Below are 22,697 nucleotides of genomic sequence, written 5' to 3' on the forward strand. Positions count from 1 at the left end.
TCGAAGGGGCACACGCTGGACCTTCAGGGGTATCTCCGCATCTTCCGCGCCCACTGGCTGGGGATCGTGCTGCTGACCGTGCTCGGGGTCGCGACCGCGGCGGGATGGACCCTGCTGCAGCCGAAGGTCTACACCGCCGATGCGAGCGGCTACGTGAGCTCGGCGTCGAACGGCGACACCAGCTCGGCGCTCATCGGCGACAACCTCGCGCGCGCGAAGGTCACCTCGTATCTCGACATCGGCTCCTGGCGGTCCGTCGCCGAGCACGCCATCGACGAGCTCGGACTGCGGACCACTCCCGAGGCGCTCGTGCAGCGGGTCGAGGTGAGCAACCCGCTCGACACCGTCGTCATCAAGGTCGTGGCATCCGCGAGCTCGCCGGAGGACGCGCGCGATCTCGCCGAGGCCTGGATCCGAGGCATGGTGGTCGAGATCAACACCCTCGAGGGCAGCTCGGACGGCTCGGGCGTCGTGACCCTCTCGGTCGGCGACTCCGCTCGCCTGCCGAGCTCGCCGAGCTCGCCCAACACGCGTCTCGCCCTCGCGCTCGGCGGCCTGATCGGCCTCGTGATCGGGGTGGGCTACGCGCTGCTGCGGCACACGCTCGACCGGCGCATCCGCTCCGCGGAGGGCGTCGAGAAGGAGACGGGTGTGCCGGTCGTGGGCACCATCCCGCTCGAGCGGAGCTTCACCGACGAGAGCCGGCTCATCCCCTTCGACGACGGCAACGCGCAGGCCGGGGGCCGTGCGCCGGACGTCTTCGCGATCGCCGAGGCGATGCGCGAGCTGCGCACCAACCTGCAGTTCATGGATGTCGACAACCCGCCCCGGGTGATCGTCGTGACGAGCCCGCTGCCGGGCGACGGCAAGTCGACCACGAGCGCCAACCTCGCGATCACGCTCGCGGCCAACGACCAGCGGGTCGTGCTCATCGACGGCGACCTGCGCAGGCCCACGATCGCATCCATCTTCCACCTCGTCACGGGCGCGGGCCTCACCGACGTGCTGGCCGGGCGGGCCGAGCTCGCCGAGGTGCTGCAGCCGGCCGGGCCGTCGGGCAACCTGCTCGTGCTGGAGGCCGGGCAGGTTCCGCCCAACCCGAGCGAGGTGCTCGGCTCCGAGCGGATGCGCGTGCTTCTCGAGACCCTCTCGGAGCAGGCGATCGTCATCATCGACGCTCCCCCGCTGATCCCGGTGACGGATGCGACGGTGCTGGCCACGCGGGCCGACGGCGCCTTCGTCGTCGCGAGCGCGGGCAAGACCACCTACGAGGTGCTCGACAAGGCGCTGCAGAACCTGCGGAGGGCCAACGCCCGCACCCTCGGCGTCGTTCTCAACCGCGTGCCGCGCTCCGGCTCGGCGGCCGCCTCTTACGGCTACCAGTACCGGGGCGACTACTACCGCAGCGCCTCGGCGAAGGCAGCCGCCGGAGTGCCTGTCGCCGGAGTGCCTGTCGCCGGAGCGCCGGCGGCTGCGGGGATGCCGGCGTCGATCCCTCTGGATGACGACGACCAGCCGCGCGGCCGCCGAGCCCGACGGGTCTGAGGCGGGGCCGTTCGATGACCGATCTCTTCGCCGCGGGCAGGGACGAGGGCCGGGTGGGGGTGCTGTTCGTCTGCACGGGCAACATCTGCCGCTCGCCGCTCGCCGAGGCGGTGTTCCGGGCGCGCTCGGGCGGGGGTGTGGACGGCGCCGGCCTACCGGTGGGCAGCGCGGGGCTGCACGCCGTCGTCGGCGCGCCCATGGACGGCATCCCCGCGCAGCTCGCCCGCGATGCGGGTGCGGACTCGCAGCACCGGGCGCGGCAGATCGACCGCGACTCCGTCTCCCGTGCGGCGCTCGTGCTCACGATGACGCGCGAGCAGCGCACGCAGCTCGTGCGGGAGTTCCCCTCGGCCCTTCGCCGCGCCTTCACGCTCGCCGAGTTCCTGCGGCTCCTCGGCGACCCGGCCGCGCCCGTCCGTCCGGAGGCCCCCGCTGCTCCCGTCGGGCTCGCCGCCTCGCAGAGGCTCGGGGAGCTCGTCGCCGGGGCGGGCAGCGCACGCGGCTCCCTCGGCTCGCACGACGATGACGACATCGCCGACCCCTACGGGCGCTCCCGGGAGACGCACGAACGGGTCGGCGGCCGGATCGTCGCGCTCGTGGACGAGCTCGCCCGGCGACTCGGCACGCTCTGATGGCCGGCGCTGCTGTGACCGGCAGGGACGGGGCGCCCGAGCCCGCGGTGCTGCTGCAGCGCGGCGAGGCGGTGGAGCTCGCGCACGCGCTCATCGACCGCGTGGCGCGGGCTCGCGGCATCCGTGCCCTGTTCATCAAAGGCCCCTCGCTCGCGCTGCACGGCCTGCGCCCGCCACGCGTCTCAGCCGACGTCGACGTGCTCGTCGACCCCCTCCGCTTCGACGAGCTGTTCGACGCCCTCGTGTCGCTCGGCTGGTCGGAGCGGCCCTCCACCTTTGCGAGCCGCGCCTTCACCACGCACTCCCGCACGCTCGTCGCCGACGGATGGCCGTGCGATATCGACGCGCATCACCGGTTCCCGGGGTTCCTGGCCGACCCGGCCGTCGTCTTCGAGGCGCTGTGGCGGCGGCGCACGACGATGCGGCTGGCGGGGGTGCGCTGCGAGGTGCCGGACCGGGCGGGCAGCATCCTCATCCTCGCCCTGCACTCACTGCGCAGCAGCACCGCCGTGCCCCGGCATCGTGGTGAGCTCGACCACCTGATCGGGGCGGTCGGCCCGGCCCTGAGCGAGACGGAGCGCGCCGACCTCGCCGAGCTCGCGCTCGAGACGGGCTCGGTCGCGACCCTGGACTCGGTGCTGCCCGCCCTCGGTGTCGACGCACGGGCGACGCCCGAGGAGCTGGCCGCGCCCGAGGCGCTCGAGTGGCGCCGCCGGGTCGCCGCGGGTGCGCCGATCACCCACCACTGGCTGAGCGCCGTGATGGACGCCCCGTGGCGGGGCAGGCCGCGTCTGCTGCTGCACGCGCTGTGGCCGAGCGCCCACGATCTGCGGCTCGACCACCCCGACATCGCTCCGGGATCGCTCGCGCTCCTGCGGGCGCGCTGGCAGCGTCTGGGGCGCGGTCTCGACGCGCTCCCGGCCGTGCTGCGTGCCCGCCGACGTGCGTGAGGCGAGCCGGCGGCCCACGTACTGGGGTGCCGTGCTTTCCGATTACGCACGGCCCGGCATCCGCTCCCGCTCATAGGATTCCCCAGTTGCCACGATTTGGGCGTGGTGGCGTTTCGAGCAAGTACCGGGGAGTTCCGTGCCGATTTCTATCAACAATCCTGGATCGATGCGGCGGACCGGGCTGCTGGCCGCCACGGCCGTGCTGGTCGCCTCGGCCTTCGCGGTGATCCCGGCGCTGCCGGCGCGGGCGGCGACGACGGTGGTGACGACCGCCGCCTCGCTCGTCTCCACCTACGCCGCCGCGCGCACGGGCGACGTCATCGTGCTCGGCGCCGACCTCACCTCGTCCGCGGCGCTCGTGCCCCGCTCGTCGATCGACCTCACGCTCGATCTCAACGGGAAGAGGCTCACGGTCGCGCCGACGTCGACCGGTGACCGTGGCGCCGTGGCCGTGCCGATCGAGGGCTCGCTGACGATCCGCGACAGCGGCACAGGCGGCCGCCTGACCGCGACCGGATCCAAGGGCAACGCCGGGATCTACGTCGCCATCGCGGATCTCTTCATCGAAGGCGGTCAGATCACCGCCACCGGAGGCGTCGGCTGGTTCGACGGGCCCTTCACCCGCGGCGGCGGCGCCGGAATCGGCCGTCAGGGCGGCGGCGGCGCCGGTGGAGAGCACATCACGATCACGGGCGGCTCGGTCACCGCGACCGGCGGGAACTCCGTCGACAGCGCCCAGGGGTCGGCTGCCGCGGGGATCGGCGGCGGCGGTGGAGGAACCGCCACCGGAAACGACGTCTCGATCAGCAACGCGACCGTGGTGGCCACGGGCGGCTCCGCTCCCGCGAGCGGCTTCGCGGGAGCCGGCATCGGCGGCGGCGGAGCGGGCAACGGGGGCAACCCCGCGGGCGGAACCGTCGTCATCGGCGCGGGGGCGAACGTCACGGCCTCCGCCTCGACCGGCGCCAATCCCGTCGGCCAGGGCGGCAACGGCCCCGCGGCAGACGCCTCGAGCGGCGACCTCACGATCGAGCAGGGCGCGACCCTCACGATCGCCAACGCGTCGACGGCGCTGAACGTGACCCCCGACGCCCTGGTCAAGAACCGCGGCCGGATCGTGTCGCGCACGGCCTCCGGCGGAGTCAAGGTCATCCAGAACACCGGCGTCTTCGTGAACTTCAACGGCCTCGGGGCGGACTTCGGCCAGATCTCGGCCAGCACGCGGTATCCCGTCACCTTCCCGGGCGCGCCCACGGCCGACTTCACGGTGACGACACCGGTCGCAGGGGTCACCTTCGCCGATCTCGGCGTGAAGCTGCCCGTGCCCGTGCTCGCAGCCGACGTGCTGCTCACGAGCTGGGGCTCGGGCTCGACGACCGTCACGCGGACGTCGGTCCTCTCGCAGCTCGTCAACGGCCCCGGGAACGCGATCGGGCTGACCTCCCGTACCTCGGCCGTGACCGTGACCGGCGACGCCGTTCCGGGCGGCACCCTGACGGCTGCGCTCTCCGCCGTTCCCGGCCTCGGCTACCAGTGGCTCGACGCCGAGGGCGACCCGATCGTCGGAGCGACGGGGCAGACCTTCTCACCGACGGCTGCGCAGTCCGGCGGCGTCGTGTCGGTGCGCGTGACCGCTCCCGACCCCGACTCCTTCTACGCCGCGCCGCGCACCGCGATCGCGTCGAGCCGGCCGATCGTGCCGGGCTTCGACACGGCATCCGTCACGGTCTCCGGCGAGCCCGTCGTGGGCCGCACCCTCACCGCCGACATCGATTTCTCTCCCGAGCCGGACGACGTCGTGTACGAGTGGTCCGCCGGTGGCACGACGCTCGGCACCGGCAGCAGCTACGTGATCCAGGAGTCCGACCTCGGCGAGGAGCTCACCGTCTCGGCGACAGCCACGAAGGAGGGCTACGCCACCACGATCGTGGAATCCGAGCCCACCGAGGCGGTCTCGGCCGAGTTCGGCTCGGCGCCCGTCGTCTCGATCGGGGGGACTCCCGCGGTGGGCGGAACGCTCTCCGCGCACATCGACTCCGAGGCGGTGCCCGTTCCCTCGGGCTACGACTACGCCTGGTTCGCCGGCGGAGAGCCCATCGACGGGGCGGACGACGACGAGCTCGTACTCACGGCGGCGCAGGAGCACCTGACCATCACCGTGCAGGTCACCCCGGTGAAGAAGGGCTACGTCGGAGGCACCGGCAGTTCGGCGGCGACCGCGGCGGTCGCTCCCGGAGCATTCACCTCGCTGCCCGAGGTGGTGGTCGTCGGCGATCTCGTGGTGGGAGGCACCCTGACCATCGGGATCCGCTCCGACGCCGTGCCCCAGCCCACGAGCTATCGGGGCCTGTGGCTCGCCGACGGCGTGCCGATCACCGGCGACGCCGCCGACAGCCTCACGCTCACGGCCGCGCAGGAGGGCGCCGTGATCACGGTCGCCGTCGCCCCCGTGCTGGCCGGTTATGAGGGCGGCGGCGTGGTGTCGCCGCCGACGGCCGCCGTGGGCAAGGGAGGCTTCAGCCAGACGCCCGAGATCTCGATCGTCGGCGACGCCGTGGTCGGTGGAACGCTCACCGCGCACATCGACGTCGACGCGGTGCCCGCCCCGAGCGGGCACACCGTCGCGTGGTTCGCCGACGGCGCGCCGCTCGACGCGAGCGGGGACACCCTCGTGCTCACGGCCGAGGAGCTGGGCGCGCGGATCACCGCGGTCGTGACCCCGGTGCTCGCCGGCTACGCGGGCGGTGCGGGCAGCTCCGAACCGTCCGCTCCCGTCGCCGTGGGCTCCTTCTCCTCGACCCCCGCCGTGTCGATCGCGGGTGACGCCGTCGTCGGCGCGACCCTCACGGCCGTCATCGACTCCGCGGCCGTCCCCGCCCCGATCGGCTACACCTACCAGTGGTCGGCGAACGGCGAGGCGATCGACGCCGCGATCGGCGGCACCTTCGTGCCGACGGCCCAGCAGCTGGGTGCGGCGATCGGCGTCACCGCGACACCCGTGCTCGGCGGCTACGCGGGCGGCTCGGCGGCATCCGCCCGCACGCCCGCGATCGCGCCGGGATCGTTCAGCTCGCCCGCGGACGCCTCGATCACGGGGACGGCCGCTGTCGGCGAGACCCTCGGCGTGGACATCGAGCAGGACTCCGTGCCGGCGCCCGACGGATACCACTACCAGTGGCTCGCGAACGGCGAGCCGCTCGACGGCAAGACGAAGAAGACCCTGCTGCTCGCCGCCGCCCAGCGGAACGCGGTCATCACCGTGCGGCTCACTCCGGTGCTCGACGGCTATGAGGGCGGCACGCTCACGACCGAGCCCACCGCTTCCGTCGCAGCCGGCTCATTCGGCCGCACCGCCGAGGTGTCGATCGCGGGCGACGCCGCTGTGGGGCAGACCCTGAGCGCGCACGTCGACGCCGACGCGGCACCCGCTCCGAGCGGCTACACCTTCCAGTGGTTCGCCGGCGCCCGGCTCCTCGGCGCGGGCGACGACTACACACTCGCCGCCGCGGACCGCGGCGCGGCGATCACGGTCATCGCGACGCCGGTGCTCGACGGCTACGAGGGCGGCGCCTCCGTCTCGCCGGCGACGGCGGCCGTCGGATCGGGCTCCTTCTCGGTGCTGCCCCAGGCGGCCGTCTCGGGCACGGCGCAGGTCGGGCGGACGCTCACGGCGACGGTGTCCGCACACGCCGTTCCCGCCCCGCAGGCCTACGCCTTCCAGTGGCTCGCCGACGGCGAGCCCGTCGAGGGTGCCGTCGAGAGCACGTTCGTGCTGGGCGCGGCTCAGCTCGGCGCCTCGATCACGGTCGAGATCACGCCGCTGCTCGACGGCTACGCGGGTGGCGCAGCCGCTTCGGAGGCGACCGCGGATGTCGCCGTCGGCGCGTTCGGCTCCTCGCCCACGGTCGCGATCAGCGGCGAGCCGAAGGTCGGCACGACCCTCGCCGCCGAGATCACGACGGACTCCGTTCCGGCGCCGAGCGGCTACTCCTACCAGTGGCTGGTCGACGGCGAGCCGCTCCTCGGCGCCGACGACGGCACCTTCCCGGTGACCGCGGCCCAGCTGGGCGCGACGATCGGAGTGATCGCGACGCCCGTGCTCGCCGGCTATGCGGGCGGCTCGGGTGAGACGGCGCTCACGGGCGAGATCGCACCGGGTGACTTCGACGCGGTGGCGGCGGCCTCCATCGTGGGCGCCGTTGTGGTCGGCGGCACGCTCACAGCCGTCGTCGACGCGGACGCGAGCCCCGTCCCGGCCGGCTACGGCTACCAGTGGTCGGCCGACGGCGCGCCCCTCGACGGGCAGACCGCCAACAGCCTGCACCTCATCGCCGAGCTCCTGGGATCGACGATCACGGTCACGCTCACCCCTCTCCTCGGCGGCTACGCGGGCGGTCAGACGACGACGGATGCCACGGCGGCGGTCGGCACCGGCTCCTTCTCGAGCGTTCCGACCGTGACCATCGCCGGCGACGCGGCCGTGGGCACGACCCTCGTCGCGCACGCCGACGGCGCCGTCCCCGCGCCGAGCGGCTACATCTTCCAGTGGTTCGCCGACGGAGCGGCCATCGACGGCGCGACCACCGAGTCCTTCCTCGTGACGGCGGCGCAGCAGGGCGCGGCGGTCACGGTCGCCGCGACTCCCGTGCTCGTGGGCTACACCGGCGGATCCTCGACCTCGTCGGCGACGGCGGAGATCGCGGCCGGCTCCTTCGCCCGCCCCGCGACCCTCTCGGTCTCGGGCGACGCGGCGGTCGGCGGCACGCTGACCGCGACCGTCGACACGGATGCCGCCCCCGTGCCGAGCGGCTACGCCTTCCAGTGGTTCGCCGACGGCGAGCCGATCGAGGGCGCGACGAGCGCCTCGTTCGGCCTCGTCGCCGCCCAGGAGGGGGCGATCGTCACGGTTGTGGCCACGCCCGTGCTCGACGGCTACGAGGGAGGCGCGGCGACATCCCCGGCGACCCCCGCTGTCGCCGTCGGCTCGTTCACCGGACTGCCCGCCGTCTCGATCACCGGCGGCGCGGCGGTCGGCGAGACCCTCACGGTCGTCGTCGACGGCGGTTCCTCCCCGGCGGCACAGAGCTACGACTACCGGTGGTTCGCCGACGGCGAGCCGATCGAGGGCGCCCGGGGCGGCTCGTTCACCCTCACAGCCGCCCAGCTGGGCGCGATCGTCACGGTGACCGTCATCCCGCTCGTCGACGGCTACACGAGCGACGGCGTCGCGAGCGCGGGAACCGAGCCGATCGAGGTCGGCGCGTTCACGGGCGCCCTGACCGTGACGGTCGAGGGCCGGGCACAGCTCGGCGGCACGCTCACCGCGGTCGTCTCGGGCGAGCTCGTCCCCGCTCCGGGCGCGGTCGTCTACACCTGGTACGCGGGTGGCGAGGTCATCGAGGGGCAGTCGGGAGAGACCCTCACGCTCACCGAGGCCCAGCTCGGCGAGCCCATCAGCGTGCGGGTGACGGCGACCGTCGACGGCTACGAGGCGCAGACGACCGGCTCGCCGCAGACCGCGCCCGTCGCCGACGTGCCGGGCGCCGCCCTCTCGACGGGCACCGTGATCGTCGGCCGCACGGTGACGGTGACGGGCACACGCTTCCTCGGCTCGCCCCGCTGCACGCTCGAGCTGCACTCGACGCCCGTGACGCTGGCCACGGTCGCTCCGGATGCCGAGGGCTCGTTCAGCGCGACGGTCACCGTCCCCGCCGACACGGCTCCCGGCGCGCACGAGATCGTCGTCGTCGCACCGGACGGCACCGCGGTCGTGAGCATGCCGCTCACGGTCGAGGCGCTCGCAATCCCGACCGCAACCCCGGTGGGCGCGGATCTCGCGAACACGGGCGTCGAGGTCTCCCCGCTCGTGCTGCTCGGCTCCCTCGGCGCTCTGCTGCTCGGAGCGTTTCTGCTGCTCGGCGCCGTACGGCGGCGTCGGGCCTGATCGCGGAGCCAGGACCCTGAGGCACATTCCCCGTGCCCCCTCAGGGTCCTGGCTGCCGCTCTCGCAGGCGCGCTCATGTGCGCGCTGACATGTGCGCTTAATCTGGCGGCAGTAAGCTTCGTCACGTCGCACGGCGTCGGCCGCAGGCGTCAGCAGAGCAGAAAGCCCAGAACCGTGACCAACCCCTCACCGAAGGTCGTCGTCGTCGTACCGACGTACAACGAGCGAGACAATCTGCCCAAACTCGTACAGGCCCTCGAGGCATTGCGGATGCCGGCACTGCATCTGCTCGTGGTCGACGACAACTCCCCCGACGGCACCGGTGACGTCGCGGACCAGCTCGTGAACGACTCCGCCATCCCCATCTCGGTGCTGCACCGCCTCGAGAAGGACGGCCTCGGGCGCGCCTACGTCGCGGGCATCTCCCGCGCCCTCGCCGACGGCGCCGACATCGTCGTGCAGATGGACGCCGACCTCTCGCATCCGGCCGACGTCATCCCCGCCTTCATCCACACCCTCACGACGACCGACGCCGCCGTCGTGCTCGGCTCGCGCTACGTCGCGGGCGGCTCGGTCGCCGACGACTGGGCCTGGCACCGCAAAGCCCTCTCGGCGGGCGCCAACTTCTACGTCAACGCCATCCTCCGCCTGCGGGTGAAAGACGCGACGGCCGGCTTCAAGGCCTGGCACGCGGCGACGCTCACGGAGATCGACGTGCTCTCGATCCAGAGCAACGGCTACGCCTTCCAGGTCGAGATGAACTACCGCACGGTGCGGCGGGGCATGCGCATCGTCGAGGTTCCGATCCGTTTCGAGGAGCGCACCGAGGGCGCCTCGAAGATGAGCCTGGGCGTGCAGCTCGAGTCGGCTCTGATGCCGTGGAAGCTGCTGCTCAAACGCGCCGAGCTGGGCGGTGCGTCACAGAACGCCGCTCGCGGCGTGAGAATGGAACGGTGACGACCACCACGAGCGAGGAGGGGGCCGCGAGGCTCCACGAGTTCCAGGCGCAACGCCCCCGGATGTTCGGGATCGCCTACCGCATGCTCGGCTCGGCCACCGACGCCGACGACGTGCTGCAGGATGCCTGGCTGCGCTGGCAGGGCGTCGACCGGTCGACGGTGCTCGACCCGGCCGCCTATCTCGCGCGCACGGTCACGAACCTGTGCCTCAACGTGCTGGACTCCGCGCACGCCCGGCGCGAGGTGTACGTGGGGCCGTGGCTGCCCGAGCCGGTGGTCACTCGCGGCACGGCGGAGGAGCTGCCGCTCGGCCCGCTCGACGACGCGGCCCAGCGCGACACGGTCTCGTTCGCCCTGCTGCAGCTGCTCGAACGGCTGACCCCGCAGGAGCGGGCCGCCTACGTGCTGCACGAGGCCTTCGACTACGGCTACCGCGAGATCGCCGAGCTCATCGGCACGAGCGAGGCGAACGCCCGGCAGCTGGGTGCGCGCGCCCGGCAGCACATCGGCTCGGAGCGGGAGCAACGCGTCGACCCGGGCCGGTGGCGCGAGCTCGTCGGCGCCTTCCTGGCCGCCGCCCGCGACGGCGACATCGCCGCGCTCGAGTCCCTGCTCGCCGACGACGTCGTCACGCGCTCCGACGGCGGCGGAGTCGTCAGTGCGGCGCGCAAACCCGTCGTGGGGCGCGATCGGGTGGCGCGCTTCCTCGCGGGTGTCGTCGAGCGGTTCGCCCCGAACATGGCGGCGCGGTTCGAGGAGGTCAACGGCGAGGAGGCGGTCGTGGCGATGCTCGGCGACGAGCTCGGCGGCATCCTGTTCGTCGAGATCCGCGACGGTCTCATCGTGACGATCGACATCGTGGCCAACCCGCAGAAGCTCGCGTTCGCCGAGGCGCAGCTGTCGGGAGCCGAGCCGAGCCGCCCCGAGCCTCAGTAGGAGGCCGCACCCGATGCGGTCGCGAGCTCCCGGCGTCGACGGTCGCGCCTGTCTCTGAGCACGGTCAGCAGGATCACGCCGAGGCCGAGCAGTGCGACGACCGCGTTGCCGCTCGTGAGCAGCACGGCCTCGCCGGCCGTCGCGTGCTCGAGGTGGGCGAGGTGGAAGAAGAAGTGCGGGATCGAGAACATCGAGTAGGCGACCGCGGCGGGGATGACGAAGACCGCCCGCGGAACGATGAGCGCGAAGCCGAGCAGCAGGGCGATGCCGAGGGTCGCGCCCCCGAAGTCCCTCGCGTAGTGCTCGCTGAACGGCGGGGTCAGGTCGACGGTGGGGAAGTCGTCGTAGAAGCTCTGCGGGAACGCCAGGTTCCAGAAGCCCACCGTGAACTCGGTGATGAACAGGAGCGCGAGGCCGATGCGGATGCTGAGGGTCACGGGGTGTCTTCTTTCGTCGAGTGCGGCGCGAGACGCCGGCGGGCCGGGTGGTTCCGGTCGTCAGCTACGACCGGATGCCGCGGCCGAACGTGACAGCGCCGCCGGCCGATCGGCACGGAAGGTGCCGTAGCGTGGGCAGATGAAGATCGGATTCCTCGGCGTCGGCCGGATGGGAGCGCCGCTCGCCGTGGCGCTCGCGGAGCGGCAGACCGTGACGGCGTACGACCCGGTGCCGAGCCGGGCGGGGGCGCTCGAGTCATCCGGTGTGTCGGCCGCCCCCTCGGCACGCGCCGTCGTCGCGGGGGCCGAGACGCTGATCACCGTGCTGCCCGGAGCGCCCGAGTTCGAGGCGGCGGCGGACGAGGTGCTCGAGACCCTCGCCCCCGGCTCGCTCTGGATCGACCTGACGAGCAACGACCCGCGCGTCGCCGATGCCGTCGCCCCGGCCGCCGCCGCTCGGGGCCTGCTCTTCGTGGCGGCCCCGATGGCCGGCGGGCCGGAGGGCGCCGGCTCCCGCCGCCTGCGATTCCTGCTGGGCGGGGACGAGGAGGGCGTTCGCCGGGCGCGGGAGGTGCTCGCGCCCCTCGCGGCGGGCAACGACCGCGGCGCCGATGATGACGGGATCACGGTCGCCGGCTCGCGCGCCGGAGACGCCCACCTCGTGAAGCTGCTGTCGAACCTGCTGTGGTTCGGCCAGGTCGTGGCCGTCTCCGAGGCGATGCTGCTCGGGCGGTCGTTGGGCGTCGATCCTGACCGGCTGCTGGCGCTGCTCGCCGCCGGCCCGGGCACGGGCACCGTGGTCGAGCAGCATTTCGGCGCCGTGCTGCGCGGTGACTACCTCGCCGACTTCGGCCTCGACCGGGTGGTCGAGGAGCTCGACATCGTCTCCTCCCTCGCCGCCGAGCGGGGGATGCCGTTCGAGCTGTCGGAGCTCGTGACCCGCACCCATCGCGAGGCGCTGCTGCGTTTCGGCGCCGTCGACGGGGAGCTGCTCGCGGCCCGGCTCCTCGAGGAGCGCGCCGGAGACCCGCTGTGCTCGGGCGGCTCGAGCTAGAGGCGGGCCGTTCGGGCTGTTCGCGCTGTTCGGGCTATTCGGCCTGAGAGAGCGTCACCTCGACGAGGGGGCTGTCGGCGATCCACGCCTCGACCTCGTTGCCCGGTGTGCTGGTGAGGTCGGCGAGCGGGGCGAGGATGCCCTCGAAGACCGTGGTGCGCTCGGCCGGGTCGGTGACGGGCCGGGCGATGGCGGCGAGGTCGGCCGTGGCGGACTGCTTGAGGTGGAAGGTGAACGAGGGGTTCGCGACCAGGTTCGCGTACCAGCTGCGCGGCCGGCCCGGTGTTCCGGTGATGTAGAGGGCGCCGTCGAGCCGGTGGAACCAGATCTCGATCCGGCGTGGCTCGCCGGACTGCCGCCCGGTCGTGGTGATGTCGATGATCCGGTCGGTGTCGAGGGCCTGCGCCGCGGCGTCGTTCATGTCTGTAGTCGTGCTCTCTGTCGTGGTGGGTGAGCTGTTGTGGTGGGTGAGCCCGATAGTTGACGGACTACAACCAAGAATCTCACGCTCGGCGGGCGTTCAGCGTGCGGGAGCAGCATTGTCTCAGCGTGACTGTCACATCGCAGGCGTCCGCCCGGTCTGAGCTAGTGGACGAAAGGACACGACGATGGCAACAGTTCTGGTGACGGGCGCGACCGGCGACCTCGGCACGCCCACGGCCGCTCTTCTGCGCGAGGCCGGGCACGAGGTGCGGGCGCTCAGCAGGCGCACCGGGGCGGGGCTCGTGACAGGCGACCTCGTGACGGGCGCCGGCATCCCCGAGGCGGTGCGAGGAGTCGACACGATCGTGCATCTCGCCTCCGGCAACGACGAGAGCGACGTGCCCGCGACGGCCCGGCTGCTCGAGATCGCCCGCGCGGAGGGGTCGCCGCGGTTCGTGGTCATCTCGATCGTCGGCATCGAGAAGATCCCGCTCGGCTACTACCGCGGCAAGCTCGCGATCGAGAAGCTCGTGACGGAGTCCGGCCTCGACCACGTGATCCTGCGGGCGACCCAGTTCCACCAGTTCGTCGACATGATCTTCACCGCCCAGCGGTATCTGCCGGTGACCTTCGCGCCCCGCCTCTCGGTGCAGCCGATCGCCGTCGACGACGTCGCCGCACGCCTCGTCGAGCTCGTCGGCACGGATGCCGCCGGCCGGGTGCCCGACATCGGCGGCCCGCAGGTCTTCACCGCCCGTGAGCTCGCGCAGATCTGGAAGCGGGCCGTCGGCTCCCACAAGGCCGTCTGGCCGCTCAGACTGCCGGGCGCGACCTTCGCCGCCTTCGCGGCCGGCGGCAACCTCGTGTCCGGCTCGGGGCCCGCCTACGGGCAGGGGACCTTCGACGACTACCTCGCGGCCCGCTATCCGGCCACGACCCTCTAGCAGCCACGACCCTCCCGAGACCCCACGACCCCGTACCCCGCCCCCCCCAACCGGAAAGAGCTCATGAGCACCATCGAACGCCGCCTGTCCACCTCCGTGCTGGTCATCGGAACCGGGGGCTCCGGCCTCCGCGCCTCCATCGAGCTGGCCGAAGCCGGAGTCGACGTGCTGGCCGTCGGCAAACGCCCCAAATCAGACGCGCACACCTCCCTCGCCGCGGGCGGCATCAACGCCGCGCTCGCGACGATGGACGCCGAGGACAGCTGGCAGCAGCACGCCGCCGACACCCTCAAGGAGAGCTACCTCCTCGCCAACCCGCACACCGTGCAGATCGTGACGGAGGGCGCGGCCCGCGGCATCGCCGACCTCGAGCGCTACGGCATGCCGTTCGCCCGCGAAGACGACGGCCGCATATCCCAGCGCTTCTTCGGCGCCCACACGTACCGCCGCACGGCCTTCGCGGGCGACTACACGGGCCTCGAGATCCAGCGCACGCTCATCAACCGGGCCGCGCAGCTCGACATCCCGATCCTCGACAGCGTCTACATCACGCGGATCCTCGTGCGCGACAACGTCGTGTTCGGGGCGTACGGCTTCGACCTCGATGACGGCACGCGGTACCTCATCCACGCGGACGCCGTCATCCTCGCCGCGGGCGGGCACAACCGCATCTGGCGCCGCACCTCGTCGCGGCGCGACGAGAACACGGGCGACTCGTTCCGCCTCGCCGTCGAGGCCGGCGCGCGGCTGCGCGACCCGGAGCTCGTGCAGTTCCACCCGAGCGGCATCATCGAGCCGGAGAACGCGGCGGGCACGCTCATCTCGGAGGCGGCACGCGGGGAGGGCGGCATCCTGCGCAACGCCCTCGGCGAGCGGTTTATGGCGAAGTACGACCCCGAGCGTATGGAGCTCTCGACCCGCGACCGGGTCGCCCTCGCCTGCTACACCGAGATCAAGGAGGGCCGCGGAACGCCCAACGGAGGAGTGTGGCTGGATGTCTCGCACCTGCCCCGCGAGACGATCATGACCCGGCTGCCCCGCGTCTACCAGACCATGCTCGAGCTGCAGATGCTCGACATCACGAAGGATCCCATCGAGATCGCGCCGACCGCGCACTATTCGATGGGCGGGGTCTGGGTGCGGTCCGACGACCACGGCACCGACGTCGACGGCCTCTACGCGATCGGCGAGGCGTCGAGCGGCCTGCACGGCGCCAACCGTCTGGGCGGCAACTCCCTCATCGAGCTGCTCGTGTTCGGCCGTATCGTGGGGCAGGCCGCCGCCGCGTACTCGGCCGGCCTCGACGCGCAGCGGCGCTCGCCGGAGGCCGTCGCCCGGGCCCGTGCCGAGATCGACGCCCTGCTCGCAGCCGACGGCGAGGAGAACGTGCGAGCCCTGCAACGCGCCATCCGCGACACCATGACCGAGCACGCGGGCGTCGTGCGCGACGAGGAGGGCCTGCTCGCCGGCCTCGCCGAGCTCGACGCGATCGAGGCCCGGATGGCAGACATCGGCGTGCACCCGGACGTCGCGGGCTACCAGGATCTCGCCCACGCCTTCGACCTGAGGTCGGCCGCCCTCGCCGCCCGGGCGACCCTTCAGGCCGCGCTCGAGCGCCGCGAGACCCGCGGGGCCCACAACCGCAGCGACTACCCCGAGCTCGATCCCGCCCTGCAGGTCAACCTCGTCTGGTCGTCCGGCTCCGACGCCCCGGCCGGCGTGGACGTCTCGACCCGCGGCGGAACGGTCAGCCGGGAGGCGATCCCCGAGATCCCCGCTGAGATCGCGGCCCTCATCCGGGAGGTCTCGGTCGCGGGCAAGCTCGTCGAGTAGCGCGCCGGCCGCAAACGCGCTTAGCTGAGTGGTGCAGGAACGCCTCGCCCGACGCATCCCGCCGGCATCGAAGCGGTCGTGACCGGAGAGACATGAGCGGGCGCACGGCATCACCGGCCGAGCTGGACGTACGGGTGAGCGGCGGTGTCGTGCGCGGGGTGCGCGAGGGCGCCGTGCGCGCCTGGCGGGGCATCCCGTACGCCGCGCCGCCGATCGGGCCGCTGCGGTTCCGCTCGCCCCGCGCCGTCGAGGCCTGGACGGGCATCCGCGACGGCGCGCACTTCGGCACGATCGCGACGCAGACGTACCGGGGCCAGCTGCGGCGGGTGGGCCCCGGCGCGGCCTCCGGCGAGGACTGCCTGACGGTCAACGTGCTCACGGCGGCGGAGCACGGCTGCGAGCGGGGGGCCCGGCACCGCCGGCCGCACCGCGGGCTGCCGGTCATGGTCTTCATCCACGGCGGCGGCTACAGCAACGGCTCGTCGCAGGACTTCTCCGGGCAGGGCGAGGGCTTCGCCCGCAGCGGCGAGGTCGTCTATGTGAGCTTCAACTACCGGCTCGGCGCCCTCGGCTACCTCGACTTCACGCGGTACTCGACAGCCGATCGCCCGATCGAGAGCAACCTCGGGCTGCGCGATCAGCTCGCCGCCCTGCGCTGGGTGCGTCGCAACATCCGGGCCTTCGGGGGCGACCCGCACAGCGTGACGGTCTTCGGCGAGTCCGCGGGCGGCAACGCCGTCACGACCCTCATGGCGATGCCCTCGGCCCGCGGGCTGTTCTCCCGCGCGATCGCGCAGAGCTCACCGGCCGACGCGGTCTACTCGCCCGAGCTCGCGGCACGCTGGGCCGAGGAGTTCGTCGAGATCCTGCGGCCGGGCGCCTCCCACACCGCGGATGCCGCGGCATCCGCCATCACGAGCGCCGACGCCGCGCAACTGGTCACCGCCTCGCTCGCCCTGCAGGCACGCACCCCCGACTCCTACCCCGGAACCTTCTGCCTCGCCCCCGTCGTCGACGGCGTGCTGCTGCCCGAGCGGCCGATGGACGCCTTCCGCGCGGGCCGTGCCCACCGGGTGCCGCTCATCATCGGCACGAACGACCGCGAGGGCTCGATCTTCCGCGGGCGCATCGACATCATCCCGCGGTCGTCCGGCCGCATCCGCGCCCTCTTCCAGCGGGCGCCGGCGCCGTCGCGTGCGCCGATGCGCGACGCTTACCCGGGCCTGCCCGCACGGCACGCGGCGGCCGACTTCGGCGGCGACTACGCGTTCTGGTACCCGAGCGTCAAGGTGGCCGAGTTCCACGCCCGGTTCGCGCCCGTGCACGCCTATCGCTTCGACATCGCGCCGCGCCTGATGCACATCGTGGGCCTCGACGCGACCCACGGCATCGAGATGTTCGCCCTCTCCGATCGCACCGACGAGCCCATCGTGCGCGCGATGGGCGTGCTCGGCGGCCGGGAGCCGTTCAGCCAGGCGGGCGAGCGGATGCGGCAGCACTGGCTGCGGTTCGCGCGAAGCGGTGCGCCGGATGCGGGCTGGCCGGGCTACACGGGCGCCGAGCGGGCGACCCTCATCATCGACGAGCTCGACCGGGTCGAGACCGATCCGCGCATGCAGCGGCGCCTCGCCTGGGAGAGCTTCCTGCCCCTCGACCTCCCCGCCGCCCCTTCCCTTTCCCACATGCAGGAGTTCCCCCGGTCGGCGCGGTGATCCACCCGCCGGGAACACCGGATGACCGGGGGAACTCCTGCATGTGGGATGCGGATACTGACGAGAGCTCACAGCAACGGCAGACGGGTGCCCGGCCTCCTCGGCCGGACACCCGTCTCCCGTGCAGCTGCCGAGCTGGGAGCGCTAGGAGCGCTGCTGCCGACGTGCGGTGCGCACGTTCAGCATCACTCCGGCGCCGATGGCGAGCGCGATGAGCGCGAGCACGCCGAGGGGCAGCGGGTCGACACCCGTCGACGCGAGAGCGCCGTTCGAGGTTCCGCCCGCGGAGCCGCCGCCCGCGGTGCCCGTCGACGACGAGGGCGCCGGCGTGGAGCTCGACGAGGGCTCGTCGCTCGGGGTTCCGGGGCCGTCGCTCGGCTCGTCGCCGGGGTCGTCGGAGGGCGCGGGGGCCTCCTGCACGGCGATCCGCACGACCGAGACCTCCTGCGTGGTCTGGCCGATGAAGACCAGGTGGTGTCCGCCGGCCTCGAGCGCGCTCACGTCGAGCCCGGTCACGACGACGGCGCCGTCGACGACGGGGAAGGTCCCGAGGAAGAGCGGCTCGGAGTAGGCGTAGAGGTCGACGAAGTCGTCGCCGACGGGAGCCCAGGGCAGCGAGGCGTCCAGGGGCGCGGTCGGGTCGAGCTCGACATCCTCGCCCGGCGCGGCGTCGCCCACCGAGAACGTCTCGGTCGTGGCGGCGACGTCGATGCCGGCGTCGGCGATGAAGTCCTCGAGCGCATCGGTGGATGCCGCGGGCGGCTCGACCGGCTCGGCGGCGGGTACGGGGGCGTCACCGAAGCGGTAGCTCGCACCGCCGTAGGAGACGCTGCGCACCCAGGCGGATTGCGGGTCGGACGAGCCCGAGCCGGCCGCGACGCCGACTCCGATGACCTTGACCTCGGCGATCTCGGCGAGCATCGACGTGAACGTCGTGTCGAAGGCGTTCTTGGGGATCGCGCCGATGCGGTTGGTCGGCCACCAGCCGGGCTGGGTGACGCCCTTCCATCCGGTGTCCTTGTCGCCGAGGGTCACCGTCGTCCAGGTGTCGACCGAGGTCGCGCCGGGCTCGTATTTGATGACGCCGTAGCACCAGTCGGCGATCGGCACGCCGTCGTCGCTCGCCGCCGTGCACTTGTCGGCCACGCCCGCGGTGGGGCCGTAGGCCGGGTTCACCGGACGGAAGAAGAACTCGAGCTGGAAGTTGACGTTGAGGCCCGAGTAGACGTAGCTCGCGCCGGAGACGATGTCGGCGAGGCTGCTCGGCCGCTCCGAGGGGCCATAGGTGAACAGTGCGCGGGTGCTCGCCGCGGGTGAGGGGATCGACATCTCGAGGGCGGCGCTGCCGTCGAAGGCGGGCGAGACGCCCACCTGTCCGCCGGAGTTCTCCTCGGCGTACCAGCCGTGCGTCGTCGCACGGGTCGAGCTGATCGCCGAGTCGGGCACGAAGCTCGTGTCGGCGGCGTTCGCGGGGGCGGCGACGGCGAGACCGGCGCTCAGCAGTGTGGCGCCGGCGACGAGGGCGGAAGCGGCACGGAGTCGCCCTCCTCTCGAGCCGGAGCGTGCGGGCAGGGGGGATCGTGACATGGAGACTCCGGAATTCTGTGGGTTCGGGACCCCAGCACGTGTAGGGGGAGTGCTTGTGCAGCCGGATAGCATACACGCGGGCCGGTTTAATGCTATCGCTTCTGTCAACTGCGAGCATGTCCCGCTTCCGGGGTACGCGCCGACATCATCCCCGGTCATCGCGGTCGCCCGTGCGACGATCAGGGGATGGACGACACCAACAATCGCGAGACCACCCGGGAGTCGATCGCGCGGCTCGTGACCATGGCCGTCGTGGGGATCGTCGTCGGCGCCGGTCTCGCGATCGTCGGCCTGTGGGACTACGCGATCATCTCCGGCTGGGCCGCGGCATGCCTGGTCTTCATCGCGTGGGTCTGGCTGTCGATCGGCGGGATGGACGCCGAGCGCACGAGAAGCCATGCGACCCGTGAGGATCCCGACCACCGCATCAGCGACCTGCTGCTCGTGCTCGCCGCGCTCGTGAGCGTGGTCGTCGTGATCTTCGTGCTCGTGCGGGCCAACACCTCCCAGACCGACGAGGTCGGCGTCGCGATCACGGCCGTTCTGAGCGTGGCGCTGTCGTGGTTCCTCATCCACACCCTCTTCACCCTCCGCTACGCGCGGCTGTACTACGCGCACGACGGCACGGGGATCGACTTCAACCAGAAGGAGAAGCCGCGCTACACCGACTTCGCCTACCTCTCGTTCACGCTCGGCATGACCTTCCAGGTCTCCGACACCGACCTCGGCAACCACGTGGTGCGCGCGACGGCGCTGCGGCACGGGCTGCTCTCGTACCTCTTCGGCTCGGTGATCCTCGCGACGCTCATCAACCTCATCGGCGGGCTCACCGGCTGAGGCGGCTGCCGGCGGCTACAGCTCGGTACGTACGAGCGGGGTCTCCGAGCCGCCGAGACGGATCTCCACGCTCCGGATGTCGCCGGTGGGCACACTCGACGAGGCCGTGAGCCCGGTGGCCTCCGACCCCGCCGCCGACCAGCTCGCGACGGTCGTCTGGGTGCCCGCGGCATCCGTGACGACCATGTCGTAGCTGGGCGCCGGCCTGTCGCCGCCCTCGTCATCCCAGGTCTTGAGGTACTCGCAGCTCCAGTCGAGGCGGGTTCCCCACGCCTTCGAGGTGAGCTGGAGCTCGGCCGTCATGATCCCGGGCTTCACCGGGGTCATGGCGACCACGGGCGCGACATCGCTCGTGCCGCTCGTGGCGGGAGGGTCGGCGACCTCCACCCGGGAGGTTCCGAGGCTCGTGCCGACGACGATCCCGCCGAGCAGCAGCACCGCGGCGGCGGCGGACGCGGCGGCGATGAGCCGGCGGCGCAGCCGGCGACGACTGCGGGTGGCGGATGCCGCGAGCCGCTGCACGAGGCCGGGCTCGTGCTGCCCGTCGCGAAGGTGCTCGTCGCGGAGCTGCCCGTCGTGTTCGTCGTGCTCGTCGTGCTCGCTCGGCTCGGCGAGGATCGCGAGGGCCTCCCGCTCGCTGAGGGTGCCGAGGAGGCCGGGCATGCCGGCGAGCTCGGCGACGGCGGCGGAGCACGCCGGGCAGGTGGCGAGGTGGCGCTCGAAGGCGCGGCGGTCGTCGGGGCTCAGCGCCCCGAGCACGTAGGCGGCATCCCAGTCGCGGAACGGGTCTCGGTCGTCGGTCATCCTGTCGTCGGTCATTGTGTGACACCCCTTTCCTGGAGGGCGAGTCGGAGCGCACGGAGCGCGTAGTGCAGGCGGGACTTCACTGTCCCCTCGGGTACGCCTTCACGGCGTGCGATCTCGGCCACGGAATGACCCAGATAGTAGGCGCTGACGACGGCCGTGCGGTGCTCGGCCGACAGCGAGCTGAGAGCGTCGGAGAGCAGCCAGGCGTCGAGCGCCGCCTCCGTCTCGTCGTCGCCGGACTGCTCGGGCATCCGGTCGGTGCCGAACTCGTGGGCGTGCCGGGCGCTGCGCCGGTCGTCGATCACGAGGTTGCGGGCGACCGTGAACAGCCAGGCCCGCGCCGCCTCGTCGCTCTGCTCGAGGATCGCGGGGTGTTTCCAAGCGCGCAGCAGGGCCTCCTGCACCACGTCCTGAGCGAAGGCGTGGTCACCGGAGAGGCGCACGACGTAGCGGAAGAGGGCGGCGCCGTGGGCGTCGTGGAGGGCGCGCAGCAGCTCGGCCTGGTCACTGGGCACGGGCACCTCCTAACGGGGCGACACGACGCGGCATGGGGTCCGCTGCTGCGGGCTTCACTGCTGCGTGAGATTCAGGAGGAACTCGACCGAGCCGCTGTTCTCAACGGTAACGAATCCGAGGCTCGGCGCCTGCACCCCGTAGTCGTCGAACGTCACCGGGATGCTTCCCGTGACCTGGCCTCCGTCAGCGGTCAGCGCGGCCTGCAGATCGACGGAGACGTGCTGGGTCACGCCGTGCATCGTCAGGTCGCCCTCGGCGGTGAAGCTCTGCGGCTCACCGGGAGCGGGCCGTTCCGCGGTCACGGGGGCGGTGAGGGTGAAGGTCGCGGTGGGGAATCTCGAGACCTCGAGGGCGGAATCCCTGAAGTACGCGTCGCGCGCGGGCTCCGGGGTCGAGATGCTCGCGACATCCACCGTGATCGTCGCGGCCGTGAGGGTCAGACCGTCGACCGTGAGGTCGCCCGTGACCTGATCGGTGCGCCCGGTCACGGTCACGTGCTGGTCGTAGAGCACCTCGTCGACCCGGTAGCCGGCGAAGGAGCCGGAGCCGATCGCCCAGGCTCCCGAGAGGTCGTCGACGTCGACCGAGCTCGTGCCGCTCGTGGCGCTGAGCGTCGGCGGCGCCGCCTCGTTGCTCTGCACGTAGCCCGCATAGACGTAGGGGCCGACGACGAGCGCTGCGGCCACCACGACCACAACGCCCCCGGTCACCCACAGTGCGATCTTCGTGCTCTTCTTCATGTCACCCTCGTTCTCGTTCAGGACGGCTCTACCCATGACGACGAGGCCGCCCCCGGAAAAGTTCATCGGATCGCGATTCCTGAATTTCTGCTGGGAGCGTGAACGAACGGAGGGGCGATCTCGTGGTTCAGGTAGCGGGCGATTCCGCTCGCTCCGCCGCTGCTTCTGCTCGACTCTCCTCGTTTCGATGCACGGAAGGGGCGGCCGATGCACTCAATCATGAAGGAAGATTTCTCGTGAAGACCAAGCTCATGCTCACCGTGGCGGGATCGGCGATCGCCATCCTCGCCCTCGCCGGATGCTCCGCCCAGACCGACAGCGGCACGGCCGACGACACCTCCTCGTCGAGCAGCTCCTCCGGATCCTCCTCCGGATCGGGCGCCTACGGCGACACCTCCTCCACGCCCTCCGACGCGACGCAGGCCCCCGCCGCGAGCGGCGACGACCTCGCCGTCGCCAGCAGCTCGCTCGGCGAGATCGTCGTCGACGGGCAGGGCATGACCGCCTACGTCTTCGACAAAGACACCCAGAACGCCACCTCCAGCGCCTGCACGGGCGACTGCGCGGCGGCCTGGCCCGCCATCGAGACGAGCTCGGACACCCCGACCGTCACGGGCGTCACGGGCACCGTCGGCACCATCACGGGCGTCGACGGCGGCAAGCAGATCACGATCAACGGCTGGCCGATCTACACCTTCGCGAGCGACAGCGCCGCGGGCGACGTCAACGGGCAGGCCTTCGGCGGCGTGTGGTGGGCCATCTCCCCCGCCGGCGAGAAGATCGCCGGCTGACCCGTTCCGCGCGCTCGCGAGTCGCGCCAAACCGTCGCTGATCCTCATCG

18 protein-coding genes are annotated in these 22,697 nt (G+C 72.3%); 12 read left to right on the plus strand and 6 right to left on the minus strand.

The features are described from left to right. Positions 1-15: 15 nt before the first annotated feature. From CLV54_RS03400 to CLV54_RS03425, 6 genes are all read left to right on the plus strand, one after another. On the plus strand, positions 16-1,545 hold the full coding sequence (locus CLV54_RS03400) for a tyrosine-protein kinase domain-containing protein (RefSeq protein WP_281258145.1): 1,530 nt from the start codon (positions 16-18) through the stop codon (positions 1,543-1,545). A 14-nt stretch (positions 1,546-1,559) separates the two neighbouring features. Then, entirely contained in the window at positions 1,560-2,177 is a 618-nt protein-coding gene (locus tag CLV54_RS03405; protein ID WP_100343515.1) for an arsenate reductase/protein-tyrosine-phosphatase family protein, read from the plus strand. After that, positions 2,177-3,127: a nucleotidyltransferase family protein gene (locus CLV54_RS03410; protein ID WP_100343516.1), complete on the plus strand. Its 951-nt coding sequence runs from the start codon at positions 2,177-2,179 to the stop codon at positions 3,125-3,127. The genes CLV54_RS03405 and CLV54_RS03410 overlap by 1 nt, the downstream gene beginning before the upstream one ends. 166 nt (positions 3,128-3,293) lie before the next feature. Beyond that, a complete protein-coding gene (locus tag CLV54_RS03415; RefSeq protein WP_100343517.1) occupies positions 3,294-9,071 on the plus strand; it encodes a hypothetical protein in 5,778 nt (1,925 codons plus the stop codon). 174 nt (positions 9,072-9,245) lie between these two features. Then, positions 9,246-10,028, plus strand: a complete 783-nt coding sequence (locus tag CLV54_RS03420; protein ID WP_100343518.1) for a polyprenol monophosphomannose synthase — start codon at positions 9,246-9,248, stop codon at positions 10,026-10,028. Next, positions 10,025-10,966 (plus strand): RNA polymerase sigma-70 factor, encoded by a 942-nt coding sequence (locus CLV54_RS03425; RefSeq protein ID WP_211294425.1) that lies wholly within the window; start codon positions 10,025-10,027, stop codon positions 10,964-10,966. The genes CLV54_RS03420 and CLV54_RS03425 overlap by 4 nt, the downstream gene beginning before the upstream one ends. Here CLV54_RS03425 and CLV54_RS03430 read toward each other — a convergent pair. Next, the gene (locus CLV54_RS03430) at positions 10,960-11,403 is read right to left on the minus strand and encodes a hypothetical protein (protein ID WP_100343519.1); all 444 of its coding nucleotides are present in this window, start codon (positions 11,401-11,403) and stop codon (positions 10,960-10,962) included. The genes CLV54_RS03425 and CLV54_RS03430 overlap by 7 nt on opposite strands. Before the next feature lie 139 nt (positions 11,404-11,542). Between CLV54_RS03430 and CLV54_RS03435 the strand changes: the two genes are divergently transcribed. Continuing rightward, a complete protein-coding gene (locus CLV54_RS03435) occupies positions 11,543-12,457 on the plus strand; it encodes an NAD(P)-dependent oxidoreductase (RefSeq protein WP_100343520.1) in 915 nt (304 codons plus the stop codon). Between the two features lie 34 nt (positions 12,458-12,491). Here CLV54_RS03435 and CLV54_RS03440 read toward each other — a convergent pair whose 3' ends face one another. Further along, positions 12,492-12,878, minus strand: coding sequence for a nitroreductase/quinone reductase family protein (locus tag CLV54_RS03440; protein ID WP_100343521.1), 387 nt, complete (start codon positions 12,876-12,878; stop codon positions 12,492-12,494). 187 nt (positions 12,879-13,065) lie between these two features. Here CLV54_RS03440 and CLV54_RS03445 point away from each other — a divergent pair, with 187 nt between their 5' ends. The 3 genes from CLV54_RS03445 (at position 13,066) to CLV54_RS03455 (ending at position 17,369) form a co-directional block, all read left to right on the plus strand. After that, the gene (locus tag CLV54_RS03445; protein ID WP_100343522.1) at positions 13,066-13,824 is read left to right on the plus strand and encodes an SDR family oxidoreductase; all 759 of its coding nucleotides are present in this window, start codon (positions 13,066-13,068) and stop codon (positions 13,822-13,824) included. A gap of 63 nt (positions 13,825-13,887) precedes the next feature. Beyond that, positions 13,888-15,657: an L-aspartate oxidase gene (locus CLV54_RS03450; RefSeq protein WP_100343523.1), complete on the plus strand. Its 1,770-nt coding sequence runs from the start codon at positions 13,888-13,890 to the stop codon at positions 15,655-15,657. A gap of 92 nt (positions 15,658-15,749) precedes the next feature. Then, on the plus strand, positions 15,750-17,369 hold the full coding sequence (locus CLV54_RS03455) for a carboxylesterase/lipase family protein (protein ID WP_100343524.1): 1,620 nt from the start codon (positions 15,750-15,752) through the stop codon (positions 17,367-17,369). Positions 17,370-17,513: 144 nt separating this feature from the next. On the opposite strand, the gene CLV54_RS03460 is transcribed toward CLV54_RS03455, so the two are convergent. Further along, complete coding sequence (locus tag CLV54_RS03460; RefSeq protein ID WP_100343525.1) at positions 17,514-18,956, minus strand: hypothetical protein; 1,443 nt, start codon at positions 18,954-18,956, stop codon at positions 17,514-17,516. 186 nt (positions 18,957-19,142) lie between these two features. On the opposite strand from CLV54_RS03460, the gene CLV54_RS03465 reads away from it, so the two are divergent. Beyond that, positions 19,143-19,793 carry a DUF1345 domain-containing protein gene (locus tag CLV54_RS03465; protein WP_100343526.1) on the plus strand — a complete coding sequence of 217 codons (651 nt, stop codon included), beginning with the start codon at positions 19,143-19,145 and terminating at the stop codon, positions 19,791-19,793. Between the two features lie 15 nt (positions 19,794-19,808). Here CLV54_RS03465 and CLV54_RS03470 read toward each other — a convergent pair whose 3' ends face one another. Genes CLV54_RS03470 through CLV54_RS03480 form a run of 3 tightly spaced genes read right to left on the minus strand, consistent with a single transcriptional unit; the run spans position 19,809 to position 21,856 of the window. Continuing rightward, positions 19,809-20,612, minus strand: a complete 804-nt coding sequence (locus CLV54_RS03470) for an anti-sigma factor family protein (RefSeq protein ID WP_211294426.1) — start codon at positions 20,610-20,612, stop codon at positions 19,809-19,811. After that, positions 20,609-21,115, minus strand: coding sequence for a sigma-70 family RNA polymerase sigma factor (locus CLV54_RS03475; protein WP_100343527.1), 507 nt, complete (start codon positions 21,113-21,115; stop codon positions 20,609-20,611). Before CLV54_RS03475 ends, CLV54_RS03470 begins: the two co-directional genes overlap by 4 nt. Before the next feature lie 54 nt (positions 21,116-21,169). Continuing rightward, on the minus strand, positions 21,170-21,856 hold the full coding sequence (locus CLV54_RS03480) for a YceI family protein (protein WP_100343654.1): 687 nt from the start codon (positions 21,854-21,856) through the stop codon (positions 21,170-21,172). 236 nt (positions 21,857-22,092) lie between these two features. Between CLV54_RS03480 and CLV54_RS03485 the strand changes: the two genes are divergently transcribed. Beyond that, a complete protein-coding gene (locus CLV54_RS03485; RefSeq protein WP_245861280.1) occupies positions 22,093-22,647 on the plus strand; it encodes a COG4315 family predicted lipoprotein in 555 nt (184 codons plus the stop codon). Positions 22,648-22,697 lie beyond the last annotated feature (50 nt).

Source organism: Compostimonas suwonensis (assembly GCF_002797855.1).
Classification (GTDB): domain Bacteria; phylum Actinomycetota; class Actinomycetes; order Actinomycetales; family Microbacteriaceae; genus Compostimonas; species Compostimonas suwonensis.